The following is a 14,039-nucleotide window of genomic DNA, read 5'->3' on the forward strand; positions in this document are numbered from 1 at the left end:
CCGAGCGCATCTTCCGCCTACGATGGTTTCGGCGGCGCCCGGCAGCGTCGCCGATTGATCCCTGTCCTGCTGCCCCCTCATCGGCAGGACAGGGGTCCCCGCCCGACGAAAGAGCTGGATGACGTTGCCCGACGCACCGACCTGGATCGATTACGCCGAATTCGGCGAACGTTTCGTGGCGGCGGCGGTGACGGAATCCCGGATCGAATCCGCGGTCTCCAGTGTGGCCGGGCGGGGAATCACCATCGGGCCCTTCGGAATCGGGCCCGCCGGACTGGCCCGCTTCGTGGCCAAGGGCAGCATCGGCAAGCCCACCATCATCCGGCGCGCCCCCCACGTGCACTTCGACGTCATGCTCCCGGTCACCCTGCGGGTCGACGTCACCCTCGGCGGACAGCGGCTACGGCTGGAGGCGGTCGTGGAGATCGACCTCACCATGCACGCGCGCACCGCCGCCCCGCTGCTCATCGTCATCGACATCCCCCCGGTCACCGGCCGCGACGTCAGCTTCGTCATGCGCGCGCAAGCCATCGGCACCGCCTGGGAAGTCCTGCTCAACCCGATCGCGCAGCTGGTGCAGCGCGAGGTCGCCAACCGGATCAACGCGATCCTGGCCGACCCGGACTCGCAGCGCGGCCGCACCTTCGACGTGCAGGCCATCCTGGACGGCACCCGCTCGCCCTACAGGGGCCGCCCCACCCATGAATGGATCGGCTACGACGAGTTCGGGCACCGATTCTTCGACCTGATCGTCACCGCGGACCGGGTCCGGCAGGTGGTGGAGTCGATGGCCGGAAAACCCATCGAGGTCGGGCCGCTGCGCACCGGTCCCGGCAACAAGGCCGAGGTCTGGGTGCAGGGCAGCGTGCGCCTGCCCAAGGTGGCCGCCGCCGCGCCGGTCGCCCCGGCGGCCCCGCCCGCGCCGCGGATCGCCGAATTGCCCAGGGCCGCCGCCGAATCCGCCGCGGCCGCGCAGGCCGCCGAAGCCGCTGCCGCCGAAGTCCACGATCCCGCGCTGGTGCGCTTCGACCTCACCATTCCGGTCAGCCTGGACATCAGCGTCGACGTGCTGAAGACCAACCGCTACCGGGCCGAGGTGAACGTGCCCGTGGCCCTCACCGCGCGCGCCGCCGAACCGTTGCTGATCGTCATCGACGCCGCCCCGCCCCGGGCTCGCGACATCGATCTGGAGATGATCGCCGAGGGCTGGCGGGCCGCCGCCCTGGGCAAGCTCGCGGGTATGCGCAAGCAGATCGCCGCGCAGGTGGCGATGGTCGTGCGGACCGAGGTCGCGGACGTATCGCGCCGGACCATCGATGTGGGCGCGCAGCTGAACAAGACCCGCGTCTGACGGCTGCCGGCGGCCACGAAAATTCATAGCTATTTGTTCGCTGTCGGCCGGTCGTTGCCTGGTTTTCCATCGATGTGACATATGGTGCCGATGTGCTCGATGAGTCTGGCGATTCCAATGTGAATATGGTGAAATGAGGACACGTTCAGGGGCTCCCGGCGCACGGATGATCTTGTTGTCATCGGGGAAGGTGCGCCGGGCACGCCGCAGGTGGACCGAATAGGTCCAGAGCCAGACTCCTCCAGCACTCGATCGGAATGTTCGACCAGTGCGCGAAGGAGCCGTGATGAGTTCTGCCCCTGTCAACCGACGGAATTTCCTCTCCGGGGCGACGGCCCTGGCCGCCGGGATCACCGCTGGAATGGCCCTCCCACCCGCCACCGCCGCCGCCAAGGAATCCCTCGGCACCCTGCTCGACTACGCGGGCGGCGTCCCCGCAGCCCAATCCATCAGCGACGACGGCCATATGGGCGTCATCCGCTACGTCTCCGACCGGCGGCCCGGCGCGGAATGGATGGAAGGCAAACCGCTGCTGGCCCGCGAGGTCGACGCCCTGCGCGCCGCGGGCCTGTCGGTGGTGTCCTGCTACCAGTTCGGCAAGGGCCCGACCGCCGACTGGCGCGGCGGCTACCCGGCCGGATTGAAGCACGCCGCACGGGGATTGGTGCTGCACAAGGCCGCGGGCGGCCCGGACAGCGCGCCCATCTACGCCTCCATCGACGACAACCCCAGCGACGAGGAGTTCGAGTCGATGATCGAGCCCTACCTGCGCGGGTGGGAAACCGTCATCGGGCACGGGCGTACCGGCGTGTACGCCAACTCGCCGACCATCGACAACATTCGCGACGTCGGGCTGGGTTCGTTCTTCTGGCAGCACAACTGGGGCACCCCGAAGGGCTACGTCCACCCCGCCGCCACCCTGCACCAGTTCGAGATCGACGAGCGCGAAGTGGGCGGCATCTCCGTGGACGTCAACTCCGTCCTGGCACCGCAGTACGGCCAGTGGTGGTGACACCCCACTCTCGCGGCTCTCGTGTCCCGCTGCCGGTGGCAGCGGGACACGAAGGCGAACAGGAAGTGGGCCACGAACGCGGTGTCCGCGTAGTGGCCCGACTTCACGTGGTCGACGAAGTTGGCAACGGTCTCTAGGTCTGGCAGTGGCAGGTGGGGTCCCGCACCAGATCGGGCTCTTCGGGGACGACCCGGAGCATCAGGTGGGGATCGTTGTGTTCCTCGTCGGAGCCATTGGCGAAGGCCTGCCCGTTGCCGTTCCAGGAGAACAGCGAGAAGCGGGACAGGCCGGAGAAGGCGGATCCCAGGCTGCCGAAGGACGCCGAGGAGATGAGAGAGCCGAACGAGCCCACCGACCCGATCGACAGCACCGAGCCCACGCTGCCGATGGACAGGATCGAATAGGCCGAGCCGATCGACAGGATCGATCCCTCCGAGCGAATCGAGAGGATCGATCGGCGCGAATGCAGTCCCCGCAGAGGGTTGGAAACAGCGGCCATAGTTAGCGGTCTACCACAGGAATCCGCTCCTGCAAACGATTTCGCCCCCGCCGCTCCCTGGCTTTCGCTCGGGAGGGACGGGGGCGAATTCTCGGGTGCACCGAGACTAGACCGTGAAGAAGCCGATGGTCGGCAGGAAGGAGCAGGTGATCGGCTGCGCCTCCGGGTCGGACTGGGTGGTCAGCGAACCCGAGACGATGGCGACCACGCGACCGGCGCCGGTGTTGGCGATGGCCGACAGGGTGGCCGGGCCGTCCGGGTTGATCTTGGCGTCGTCGGTCAGGTTCATGGTGCCGGTGGCGCGGGTGTCCAGGTTCAGCCACTGCACCGTCATCGGGATGGGCTGCGGGTCGGTGGGCCGCTTGGTGCCCAGCGCGGTGAACACGAAACCGGCCTGGCCCTGCGCGGGTCCCGGCGGGGGCAGCTGCGCGGGACCGGCGACGGCCAGCGCGGTGCCCACCGAGTCGGCGGACGAGGAGATGCAGCCCTTGCCGATGGTCGGCCACAGGAACTGCGAGATGGCCGGGCCGTCCTCCGGAATGTCCGGGCCGCCACCGCCACTGCCGTCGAGGAACTTGATGACCGCGAGCAGCGTGGTCTTCACCTGCGGCGGCAGATTGCTGTTCTCCAGCAACTGCTTGGCCTGGGCGAGGATGGTGTTCTTCGGACCGGCATCGGCGATATCGGCGGGCCCGGCGGCCGCGCCCACGATGGCGGGGATCAGCGAGGCCAGGGCGTCGACCGGAACCCCTTCGGGGATCATCGGAATCGACACCGCGCTCAGGGCGGGCGCGGGCTTCGCCTCTGCCGCAGTCGGCACGGCGACGGTGGCGCAGGCCGCCAGGGCCAGCGCGGAGACTGTGAACCGCGTTCCTCGGGTGCGAAGCACTGGTGTAGCCGTCCTTACCTCGGGTACAACTAGCGGCGATGGAGCCCCATCGCTCCGCGCCACTCTAGGGACCGGGCTGCCGTGTTGTACAGCCAGCGTGTGATCTTGGCGAACTTGATCAGCTGACGCTATCGAACGACCGACCAGAATGCGTGTTACGAATGGGGCTGGTGATGCAAATGTTACGCAGTGCGTCCGATGCGCGGCGCATTTCGGGCTACGACTAGGCTGGCCGCGGCCGTAGACCGCCCGAGCTGAAAGACGTGCCGTGAAACGACACTTCCATATGGCCGCCGCGGCACTGGGTATTTCGGTGCTGGCCCGTCTGCTGTGGGTCCTGCTATTGCCCAATGGCATGAACTTCGTGGACCTCCACGTCTATGTCGACGGCTCGGCGAATCTCGGCAGCGGGCACCTCTACGAGTACACCGATGCCAGTAAGACGCCGGACTTCCCGCTGCCGTTCACCTATCCGCCGTTCGCGGCGCTGGTGTTCTACCCCCTGCATTTTCTGCCCTTCGGCGTGGTCGCCATCGGGTGGCTGCTGGCCACGGTGGGGGCGCTGTTCGGGGTGGTGTGGTTCGCGCTGGAGATGATCCTGGGGTCCGAGGCCATGCGCGAACAGCGTTGGCGCACAGCCGCGGTCGCGTGGACGGCGGTCGGGTTGTGGCTCGAGCCGGTGCGCACCACGTTCGACTACGGCCAGGTCAATGTGTTCCTGGTGCTGCTGGCCATGCTCGCGGTGCGCAGCTCGCGGTGGTGGGTGTCGGGCACGCTGGTCGGCGTGGCGGCGGGCATCAAACTGACCCCGGCGGTCACCGGGCTGTACTTCGCGGCCCGCAAGCGCTGGTTCACCGCGCTGTGGTCGGCGGTGGTCTTCTTCGGCACCATCGGCCTGACCTACCTGCTGACGCCGGGGGAGACCAACAAGTACTTCCGGGAGCTGCTCGGCGACGCCAAGCGGATCGGCCCGGTGGGTTCGTCGACCAATCAGTCGCTGCGCGGAGCGCTCAGCCGCCTGCTCGGCCACGACGTGGTGTCGGGCCCGGTGTGGATCGCCGCGGCGCTGGTGACCGCGGTGCTCGCGTTCTTCGCCTGGCGCGCACTGCGTTCCGACGACCGGCTCGGCACGCTGATCATCGTGCAGCTGTTCGGGCTGATGGTGTCGCCGATCTCGTGGTCGCATCACTGGATCTGGCTGGTGCCGGTGATCCTGTGGCTGATCTACGGCCCGCTGCGCGATGCCCCCGGGGCGCGGGTGCTGGCGGGGTACTGGCTCGTGGTGACGTTGATCGGCGTGCCATGGGTGCTCGGGTTCTTCCAGGATTCGATCTGGACCATCTCGCGGCCGGGCATCCTGTCCTGGCTGGGCGCGGTGGATGTGATCGGCGTGCTGGCGCTGTTCGCCTGGATCATCTGGGCTGGTCGCCTCGCGAGTCGTAGCCAGGCCGACGCTGAAGTGAAAGTCGCGGTGTGAAATTCGCAATAGGCGGGTCCCGGTGCCCACGTTTCTTGGGTGCGCGAGATATTCGTTACTACGGCTACGCTTATCCGCGCGCCGTCAGGCGAGATCGCCAGCCGTGAACTCCGGTCGGTGACCAATCCGACCCGAAAGTCCGTCTGTGAATCGACGTTTCCAGCTGGCTGCCGTCGCCCTCGGCATCTCGGTGCTGGCTCGTGTGGCCTGGGCGCTGTTCTGGCCCAGCAACCTGATCCTCGTGGACCTGCACGTCTATGTCGAAGGCGCCGCGAATCTCTTCGGCGGGAACCTCTACGAATGGACCGATTCCAGTCGGTCACCACAATTTCCGCTGCCGTTCACGTATCCGCCGTTTGCGGCGCTGCTGTTGTATCCATTGCATTTCCTGCCCTTCGGCGTGGTCGCCGTGGGCTGGTTGCTGGCCACCGTCGGGGCACTGTTCGGCATCATCTGGATCGCGCTGGAGATGATCCTCGGCCCGGAAGCCATGCAGCAACAGCGCTGGCGCACGTCCGCGGTGGCGTGGACCGCGGGCGGCATGTGGCTGGAACCGGTGCGGTCCACCCTCGACTACGGCCAGGTCAACGTGTTTCTGGTGTTCATGGCGATGGCCGCGGCGCGCAGCACCCGGTGGTGGCTGGCGGGCGCGTGGGTCGGTCTGGGCGCGGGCATCAAGCTGACCCCGGCGGTGACCGGGCTGTACTTCGTGGCCCGCAAGCAGTGGCTCGCGATCGCCGCCTCGGTGGGCGCGTTCGCCGGGACCATCGGGCTGACCTACCTGCTCACGCCCAACGAGACCAAGAAGTACTTCGGCGAGCTGGTCGGCGACCCGCACCGCATCGGGCCGGTCGGTTCGGTGGTCAACCAGTCGCTGCGCGGCGCGCTCAGCCGCCTGGCCGGGCACGATATCGGCGGCGGGCTGCTGTGGAAGGCGGCGGTGCTGGCCACGGCCGTGCTGGCCTTCTTCGCTTGGCGCGCACTGCGTTCCGACGACCGGCTGGGCACCCTGCTCATCGTGCAGCTGTTCGGCATGATGGCCGCGCCCATCTCCTGGTCGCACCACTGGATCTGCCTGGTCCCGCTGGTGCTGTGGCTGCGCTTCGGCCCGCTGCGCGACGCACCGGGCGCGGGCCTGATGCGCGCGTTCTGGCTGTTCAACACGATCGTCGGCATCCCGTGGCTGCTGGGCACGGTGCAGACGAACATGTGGGAGATCTCCCGGCCCTGGTACCTGGCCTGGGCGGGTACGGCCAACGCGGCCGGGGTGCTGGTGCTGTTCGGCTGGATGATCGCGGTGAAGCGGCTCAGCCCTGCTCCCGCAGTCGATCGATCTCCCGTGCGAGAGCCATATCCAGTGGCGTGAGGCCGCCGGCGGAATGGGTCGAGAGCGTGAAGGTGACCCGCCGCCAGCGGATGTCGATGTCGGGATGGTGGTCGGCGGCCTCGGCCGCGGCCGCCACCCGGCGGACCAGCTCGATTCCGGCCAGGAACGAGCCGGCCTGTACGGTGCGGCTGATGCTGTCGCCCGTTCGGGTCCATTCGGGCAGGTCGGTGAGGGCCTTGGCGATCTCGTCGTCGGAGAGCAACACAGGACTCATAAGTCCTGGTCTACTCCGATTTCAGGCGGCGCGTGCGGCTTTGAGGCACTTCTTGAGTTCCTTGCCGCAGCAGCCCGCGGCTTCCGCCTTCTTCATCTTCATGATGACCACAGGGCATTTCATGCACCGCGTTTTCTTGCGGCAGCATTTCTTCTTCGGCTTGAGACGCGAGACGTCCTTTGCCTTGACCTTGCCCATGTTGGTTAGCTTAACCTAACCTCTGGCCGTTGAACAGGTGACCCACGTCGCCCGGTAATGTGTAGCTCGCCGCATGCCCGGTGGAGTTCGCCATGTCTCGTCGTAGGCAGCCCCACGCATGAGACCCATCCGGGTCGGCAACAGACTTTTCACCAGGAGGAATCAAACGTGTCGTCTGTCGAGTTCCGCAACGTCGCCATCGTGGCGCACGTCGACCACGGCAAGACAACACTGGTCGACGCCATGCTCCGGCAATCCGGTGCGTTCGCCGAACGCGCCGAACTCGTCGACCGAGTGATGGACTCCGGTGACCTCGAGCGCGAGAAGGGCATCACCATTCTCGCCAAGAACACCGCTGTTCACCGGCATAATGCCGACGGATCGGTCACCGTCATCAATGTCATCGACACCCCCGGCCACGCCGACTTCGGTGGTGAGGTCGAGCGCGGCCTGTCCATGGTGGACGGCGTCGTGCTGCTCGTCGACGCGTCCGAGGGCCCGCTGCCGCAGACCCGCTTCGTGCTGCGCAAGGCCCTCGCCGCCTCGCTGCCCGTGATCCTGGTGGTCAACAAGACCGACCGCCCGGACGCCCGCATCGAAGAGGTCGTCGAGGAATCCCACGACCTGCTGCTGGACCTGGCCTCCGACCTCGACGACGAGGCCTCGGAAGCCGCCGAGCTGGCCCTCGACCTGCCGGTGCTCTACGCCTCCGGCCGCGCGGGCGTCGCCTCCACCAGCCGCCCCGAGAACGGCCAGGTGCCGGACGCGGAGAACCTCGACGAGCTGTTCGAGGTCCTCATGAAGTACGTCCCCGCTCCGAAGGGCGACGCGACCAAGCCGCTGCAGGCCCACGTCACCAACCTCGACGCTTCCCCGTTCCTGGGCCGCATCGGCCTGGTGCGCATCCACAACGGCACCCTGAAGAAGGGCCAGACCGTCGCGTGGATGAACGGTGACGGCGTCAAGTCGGTCCGGATCACCGAGCTGCTCAAGACCGTCGGCGTCGAGCGTCAGCCCGGCGAGGAGGCCGTGGCCGGTGACATCGTCGCCATCGCGGGCATCCCGGACATCATGATCGGCGACACCCTCGCCGACCCGGAGAACGCGGTCGCGCTGCCGCGCATCACCGTCGACGAGCCGGCGATCTCGGTCACCATCGGCACCAACACCTCGCCGCTGGTCGGCCGGGTGCAGGGCCACAAGCTGACCGCCCGCATGGTGAAGCAGCGCCTGGATCAGGAGCTGGTCGGCAACGTGTCGCTGCGTGTGCTCGACATCGGCCGCCCGGACGCCTGGGAGGTCCAGGGCCGTGGTGAGCTCGCGCTCGCCATCCTGGTCGAGCAGATGCGCCGCGAGGGCTTCGAGCTCACCGTCGGCAAGCCGCAGGTGGTCACCAAGGTCGTCGACGGCAAGACCCACGAGCCGTTCGAAGAGCTGACCATCGACTGCCCCGACGAGTACCTCGGCGCCGTCACCCAGCTGCTGGCCGCCCGCAAGGGCAAGATGGTCCAGATGAGCAACCACTCCGCCGGGTGGGTGCGCATGGAGTTCATCGTGCCGTCGCGCGGCCTGATCGGTTTCCGTACCGACTTCCTCACCGAGACCCGCGGCACCGGTATCGCCAACGCCGTGTTCGACGGTTACGCGCCGTGGGCCGGCGAGATCCGCGCCCGCCACACCGGTTCGCTGGTCTCCGACCGCAACGGCTCGGTCACCCCGTTCGCCATGATCCAGCTGGCCGACCGCGGTCAGTTCTTCGTGGAGCCGGGCGCCGACACCTACGAGGGCCACGTGGTCGGCATCAACCCGCGTGCCGAGGACCTCGACATCAACGTCACCCGCGAGAAGAAGCTGACCAATATGCGGTCCGCCACCGGTGACGTGCTCGAGACCCTGGCCAAGCCGCTGCAGCTGGATCTCGAGTCGGCCATGGAGTTCTGCACCGACGACGAGTGCGTCGAGGTCACCCCGGAGATTGTGCGCGTGCGCAAGGTGACGCTGAGCGCCACCGACCGCCAGCGCGAGATCTCCCGCCGCAAGGCCCGCGACCGCGCCGCGCAGTAACAGCAAACACGCCACGCCCGAGGCCGATGGCAAGCCAGCACACTGGCTTGCCGTCGGCCTCGGCTGCGCTGTGGTGATGTGCCGACCACGAACCGAGGGCCTCACCGGCCTGGTCAGGCCCGCCTCGGTGTTCGCGGCCCGCTCCGGTCTGAATTGACGGAGCGGGGGGAGCGAAGCGGAGGAGCGAAGACCGGGGTTACGAGGCCCGCGAACCGCCCGGAGCGAAGCGGAGGGCCGATTGGATATAGAGTGCCGAACGTGATGACGGGGGCCCGGAGGCGCGCATCGGTGCGCGCGGTGCTGTTGATGGTGGCGACCCTGCTGGCGGTCGCGACCGGCTGCACCGCGAATCCGCCGCCGCCCATCGAGTCCACGGACTCTCCCAAGACGCAGCCCGCCAAGCCCGGCAAGAATTCGGTCGTGGTTGCGGTGGACGACATCGGGATCGGGTTCAATCCGCATCTGCGGTCGCAGCAGTCGCCCGCGACGGCGGCGGTGGCGTCCATGGTGTTGCCGAGCCCGTTCAAGGCCGCGCCGACGCCGGGGGTGCCGGGTGCGACCGACTGGATTCTGAATCCGGCGCTCATGGTGTCGGCGGACGTGAGCTCGCAGGAGCCGTTCACGATCAGCTACCAGATCAAGAACGAGGCGTCCTGGTCCGATGGTGCGCCGATCGCGGCCGAGGACTTCAAATACCTGTGGCAGCAGATGATCACGCAGCCGGGCACGGTGGATCCGGCGGGGTATCGGCTGATCTCCGATGTCAGTTCCGCGGCGGGCGGCAAGACCGTGAATGTCACGATGACGCAGCCGTATCCGGCTTGGCGGCAGCTGTTCACGGATCTGCTGCCGCAGCATCTGGTGAAGGACAGCGGTTTCGAGCAGGGCCTGGTCGACACCATCCGGATCTCGGGCGGTCAGTTCCGGATCAAGCAGGCCGATCGCGGCCGCGAGGAGATCCTGCTGGAACGCAATGACCGGTACTGGGGTCAGCCCGCGGTGCCGGATCAGATCCTGTTGCGGCGCGGCGGAACTCCCGCGCAGGTGGCGGAGTCGCTGCGGGTCGGGGACGCGCAGATGGCGCTGGTGCACGGCGGGGTGGCGTTGCAGGCGCAGCTGGCGGCGATCCCCTCGGTGCGCACCGCGGTGATGGCGCAGTCGCGGGAGATGTCGCTGGTGCTCAACGGGCGCAGCGGGGATCTCGCCGATGTGCGGGTCCGGCGCGCGGTGCTGGCGCTGCTGGATCCGGTGCTGCTGGCCACGGTCGGCGCGCAGACCGGCAGCTGGGTGGAACCGGTTCGGGCGCAGGTGCTTTCGCCGTCGGATCCTGGGTACGCAGCCACGCAGCCGCCGCGGCCGCCGGTGGAGGAGGCGTTCGCGTTGCTCGCGGAGGCCGGTTTCGCGCGGGCCGCGGAGGCGCCCGCGGTGCCGTCGGCGACGTCGCCCGCGCCGCAACCGCGTCCGCTGGCCAAGAACGGCAAATCCCTGACGGTGCGGATCGGCGCGGTGGACGGCGACACCACCTCGCTGGCGGTGGCCAATACCGCGGCCGACCAATTGCGCAGTGCCGGAATCGATGTCATTGTCCGCAGCGTCACCGCGGCGACGCTGTACGGCAAGGAACTGACCGACGCCGGGATCGACGCGGTGGTCGGCTGGGAGCGCACCGGCCAGGATCCGGCCACCGTGCTGGCCTCCCGGTACGGGTGCGCGCCGGTGGCCCCGCCGGGCGACAACGGCGACACCACGGTCGCGGACGGCGCGAAGAAGTCGCCGTCGAATCTGTCCGGGGTCTGTGACGCGGCTTTGCAGCCCGCTATCGACGCCGCGCTGCGCGGCCTGGATCCCGGCAAGGTGATCGCCGAGGCCGAGCCCCGGCTGTGGGAGATGTCGACCGTGCTGCCGATCGTGCAGGACACCCAGGTGGCCGCGGCGGGCCCGCGGGTGGACGGGGCCTCGCTGAGCGGCGCCATCCAGACCGGCATCTTCGCGGATGCCGCCAATTGGCGGAGGTTGCCGTGACCATCGATTCCGCGCGCCACGGCCTGCTGCTGGTGCACGCGCACCCCGACGACGAATCCATCACCACCGGCGGCACCATCGCCCACTACCGCTGCCGCGGCGTCCCGGTCACCGTGGTGACCTGCACGCTCGGTGAGGAGGGCGAGGTCATCGGCGAGGAGTACGCGCAGCTGGTGGCCGGGTCGGCCGATCAGCTGGGCGGCTACCGGATCGCCGAATTGACCAGGGCCCTGGACGCGTTGGACGCGGGCACGCCGCATTTCCTGGGTGGCGCGGGCCGCTGGCGGGACTCCGGCATGGCCGGGTCACCGTCGGCGCGCGATCCGCGGGCCTTCGTGAATTCCGGGACCGCCGCCACCGACGCGCTGGTGCGGGTGCTGCTGGAGCTGCGTCCGCGGGTGGTGATCGGCTACGACCCGCGCGGCGGGTACGGGCATCCCGATCACATTCGCGCGCACGAGATCACCATGGCGGCCGTGGACGCGGCCTCGGACTGGGGCTGGACGGTCCCGAAGGTGTATTGGACGGTCACCGACGCCGCGGTGCTGGCCATGCACACCGAGGCGTTGAAGCGCCGCACCGTGGATCAGCTGCCGGGTGCGCTGCCACACGGCTGGCGGCTGCCGCACGACGGCGAATTGGCTTGTGTCCCGGCGGAATCGGTCACCACCGCGGTGGACGTGTCCGATGTGCTGACGGCCAAGCGGGCGGCGCTGCGGGCGCACGCCACCCAGGTGACGGTGGCGCCCTCGGGCCGGGAGTTCGCGCTCTCGAACGATGTCGCCCAGCCGGTGCTGCCGGAGGAGCATTACATTCTGGTGCGGGGTGAGCGCGGCCCACTCGGCCCCGACGGTCGGGAACATGATCTCTTCGGCGGGCTGGAATGAGAGACTGAGGCTATGTACAACTGGGACCTCCAGAACGCCATCGCGGCGTTCGTCGAGAGCCAGCGGCCCTACTTCGAGTGGCAGCACGAGCTGTACCTGTCGGTGCTGTACGGCTTCGTGGACATGCAGAGTCACCTGCTGACGCTGCTCGGTTTCCCGCCGGTGCCGTGACGGCCGCCGTCGGAGCCCGCACGGGTGACGCGGTGGCGGGCCCGGGCCCGGGCCGCGTCGTGCTGAACGCGGTGATCGCCGGGCTGCTGCTGATCGACGCCGTGATCACGCTCGGCCTGGAGGTGCTGTTCCTGCCCCTCTACGCCGGGCAGGCGACCATTCCCGAGCCCGCTCCCGTGCTGGCGGCCGGCTCGCTGGCCTCGAGCATGACCTCGGGCGCGATCCCGGTGCCGGTGGCCGCCCTGGCGGCCGCGGTGGTGAACGTGCTGCTGGTGATGGGCATGGGCGTGGCGACCGATCGGATCGGTGTGATGGCGCTGCCGATCCTGGTGTGGGCGTTGGGCTTCCTGATCTGCGCGGGTTTCAGCCCGAGCGGCTACGCGCTGCTCATGGGCGACTGGCCCACCATGCTGCTGCTGATCTGCGGTCTGCTGCCCGCGGGCATGTACCTCTACTACCGCGCCACCGCGCGTCTGGCGTCGCCCGGAGCCTGAGTCTCCAGGACGCTGTCACACTTCGTCGTCGTGTCTCGTCCTTCTTGCGGAATCGCGTTCGCGAGAGAGACGAGGGGAAGACGATGGGATTCGACGAACTGCGCAACACCGTCCGGGGCCGGGTCCTGGAGGCCGGTGACGCGGACTTCGATCAGGTCGCGCGGCCGTGGAGCCTGGCGGTGACGCAGCCGGTCGCGGCGGTCGCCGAGGCCGCCGACGCCGAGGACGTGGCCGCCGTGGTGACGTACGCGCGCGCCGCGGGCCGTCCGGTGGTGACCCAGCCGACCGGGCACGGCGCGGCGGGCGGCGTCGAGACCGCCATCCTGCTGCGCACGGGCGCACTGGATCGCCTGGAGCTCGATCCGGCGGCCCGGGTGGCGCGGGTCGGCGCGGGCGTGCAGTGGGGCCGGGTGCAGGCGGCCGCCGCCGAGCACGGGCTCACCGGTCTGGCGGGCAGCAATCCGGTGGTCGGGGTGACCGGCTACACGCTGGGCGGCGGCGCCGGCTGGTTCGGCCGCAAGTACGGGTGGGCGTCGAACGCGGTGCGCGCCTTCGAGATCGTGGACGCCGACGGCCGCCCCGCCCGGGTGACCGCCGACAGCGATCCGGACCTGTTCTGGGCGTTGTCCGGCGGCGGTGGCGATTTCGCGGTGGTGACCGGGCTCGAATTCGAGCTGTTCCCCGCGCCCGAACTGTACGGCGGCCGGGTGATGTGGCCCGCCGAGCGGCTGCCCGAGGTGTGGGACGCCTTCCGGGCGTTGACCGCGCACGCGCCGGACGAGCTGTCGGTGTGGTTCCAGCGCTTCCAGTTCCCGCAGTCGCCGGAGCTGGTGGCCCTCGATGTCGCCTACCTCGGTGACGCCGGCACGGGCCGGGACCTGGTGTCGGCGCTGGATCGGATCGGCGGCGCGGTCTCCGATTCGCGGGCGCCCATGACGGTCGCGGAGATCGGGACCATCACCTCCGAGCCGACAGATCCCAGCCCGGCCATCGGCCGCACCGAGCTGCTGCCCGAGCTGACGGCGGAGGCGGAGAAGATCCTGCTGGGCGAATCCGTTGCGCCACTGGCCAATATCCAGGTGCGCGGCCTCGGCGGCGCGTTCGCCGGACCCGCCGCGGGCGCGCGCGGTGCGCTGTCCGACGGGTACCTGGTGTACCTGCTGGGCATCGGACTGCCGCAGCTGCGGGACGCGGTGCACGCCAAGGTGGACACGCTGGTCGCGCAGCTGGGGGATCAGGTCACCGGGCGCAAGCCCTTCACCTTCCTGTCCCCGGCGTTCGACACGGCGACCCTGGACCGCCTGCGGGCCGTCAAGCGAGAGCGCGACCCGCACACCGTGATTCGCGCCAACTACCCGGTCCAGGGCTGAGCCG

General features: G+C 69.1%; 13 protein-coding genes and 1 pseudogene. 10 read left to right on the top strand and 4 right to left on the bottom strand.

Features of this window, described 5'->3' with window-relative positions:
* Nucleotides 1–118: 118 nt before the first annotated feature.
* A complete protein-coding gene (locus ABZ412_RS22705; RefSeq protein WP_357283262.1) occupies nt 119–1,351 on the top strand; it encodes a hypothetical protein in 1,233 nt (410 codons plus the stop codon).
* 361 nt (nt 1,352–1,712) lie between these two features.
* The gene (locus ABZ412_RS22710) at nt 1,713–2,363 is read left to right on the top strand and encodes a DUF1906 domain-containing protein (protein WP_357283683.1); all 651 of its coding nucleotides are present in this window, start codon (nt 1,713–1,715) and stop codon (nt 2,361–2,363) included.
* 133 nt (nt 2,364–2,496) lie between these two features.
* On the opposite strand, the gene ABZ412_RS22715 is transcribed toward ABZ412_RS22710, so the two are convergent.
* On the bottom strand, nt 2,497–2,862 hold the full coding sequence (locus tag ABZ412_RS22715; RefSeq protein WP_357283263.1) for a hypothetical protein: 366 nt from the start codon (nt 2,860–2,862) through the stop codon (nt 2,497–2,499).
* A 106-nt stretch (nt 2,863–2,968) separates the two neighbouring features.
* Nucleotides 2,969–3,751 carry a hypothetical protein gene (locus ABZ412_RS22720; protein ID WP_357283265.1) on the bottom strand — a complete coding sequence of 261 codons (783 nt, stop codon included), beginning with the start codon at nt 3,749–3,751 and terminating at the stop codon, nt 2,969–2,971.
* A gap of 265 nt (nt 3,752–4,016) precedes the next feature.
* On the opposite strand from ABZ412_RS22720, the pseudogene ABZ412_RS22725 reads away from it, so the two are divergent.
* A pseudogene (locus ABZ412_RS22725) lies at nt 4,017–5,228 on the top strand (mannosyltransferase); the annotation flags it as partial.
* Between the two features lie 145 nt (nt 5,229–5,373).
* Nucleotides 5,374–6,594, top strand: a complete 1,221-nt coding sequence (locus ABZ412_RS22730) for a mannosyltransferase (RefSeq protein ID WP_357283266.1) — start codon at nt 5,374–5,376, stop codon at nt 6,592–6,594.
* On the opposite strand, the gene ABZ412_RS22735 is transcribed toward ABZ412_RS22730, so the two are convergent.
* Both ABZ412_RS22735 and ABZ412_RS22740 read right to left on the bottom strand, forming a co-directional pair.
* A complete protein-coding gene (locus ABZ412_RS22735) occupies nt 6,536–6,829 on the bottom strand; it encodes a 4a-hydroxytetrahydrobiopterin dehydratase (protein ID WP_357283268.1) in 294 nt (97 codons plus the stop codon). The genes ABZ412_RS22730 and ABZ412_RS22735 overlap by 59 nt on opposite strands.
* Nucleotides 6,830–6,850: 21 nt before the next feature.
* Nucleotides 6,851–7,027 carry a hypothetical protein gene (locus ABZ412_RS22740; protein WP_357091493.1) on the bottom strand — a complete coding sequence of 59 codons (177 nt, stop codon included), beginning with the start codon at nt 7,025–7,027 and terminating at the stop codon, nt 6,851–6,853.
* A 168-nt stretch (nt 7,028–7,195) separates the two neighbouring features.
* On the opposite strand from ABZ412_RS22740, the gene typA reads away from it, so the two are divergent.
* The 6 genes from typA (at nt 7,196) to ABZ412_RS22770 (ending at nt 14,035) form a co-directional block, all read left to right on the top strand.
* Nucleotides 7,196–9,091 carry a translational GTPase TypA gene (gene typA, locus ABZ412_RS22745; protein ID WP_357283269.1) on the top strand — a complete coding sequence of 632 codons (1,896 nt, stop codon included), beginning with the start codon at nt 7,196–7,198 and terminating at the stop codon, nt 9,089–9,091.
* A 261-nt stretch (nt 9,092–9,352) separates the two neighbouring features.
* The gene (locus tag ABZ412_RS22750; protein WP_357283685.1) at nt 9,353–11,113 is read left to right on the top strand and encodes an ABC transporter family substrate-binding protein; all 1,761 of its coding nucleotides are present in this window, start codon (nt 9,353–9,355) and stop codon (nt 11,111–11,113) included.
* 2 nt (nt 11,114–11,115) lie between these two features.
* Nucleotides 11,116–12,000, top strand: a complete 885-nt coding sequence (mshB, locus tag ABZ412_RS22755; protein ID WP_357283688.1) for an N-acetyl-1-D-myo-inositol-2-amino-2-deoxy-alpha-D-glucopyranoside deacetylase — start codon at nt 11,116–11,118, stop codon at nt 11,998–12,000.
* A 12-nt stretch (nt 12,001–12,012) separates the two neighbouring features.
* Complete coding sequence (locus ABZ412_RS22760) at nt 12,013–12,171, top strand: hypothetical protein (protein ID WP_167333469.1); 159 nt, start codon at nt 12,013–12,015, stop codon at nt 12,169–12,171.
* Nucleotides 12,168–12,665 carry a hypothetical protein gene (locus ABZ412_RS22765; protein WP_357283271.1) on the top strand — a complete coding sequence of 166 codons (498 nt, stop codon included), beginning with the start codon at nt 12,168–12,170 and terminating at the stop codon, nt 12,663–12,665. The genes ABZ412_RS22760 and ABZ412_RS22765 overlap by 4 nt, the downstream gene beginning before the upstream one ends.
* A gap of 83 nt (nt 12,666–12,748) precedes the next feature.
* The gene (locus tag ABZ412_RS22770; RefSeq protein WP_357283272.1) at nt 12,749–14,035 is read left to right on the top strand and encodes an FAD-binding oxidoreductase; all 1,287 of its coding nucleotides are present in this window, start codon (nt 12,749–12,751) and stop codon (nt 14,033–14,035) included.
* The last annotated feature ends 4 nt before the right edge of the window (nt 14,036–14,039 follow it).

The organism is Nocardia sp. NPDC005746, assembly GCF_040630785.1.
GTDB lineage: Bacteria > Actinomycetota > Actinomycetes > Mycobacteriales > Mycobacteriaceae > Nocardia.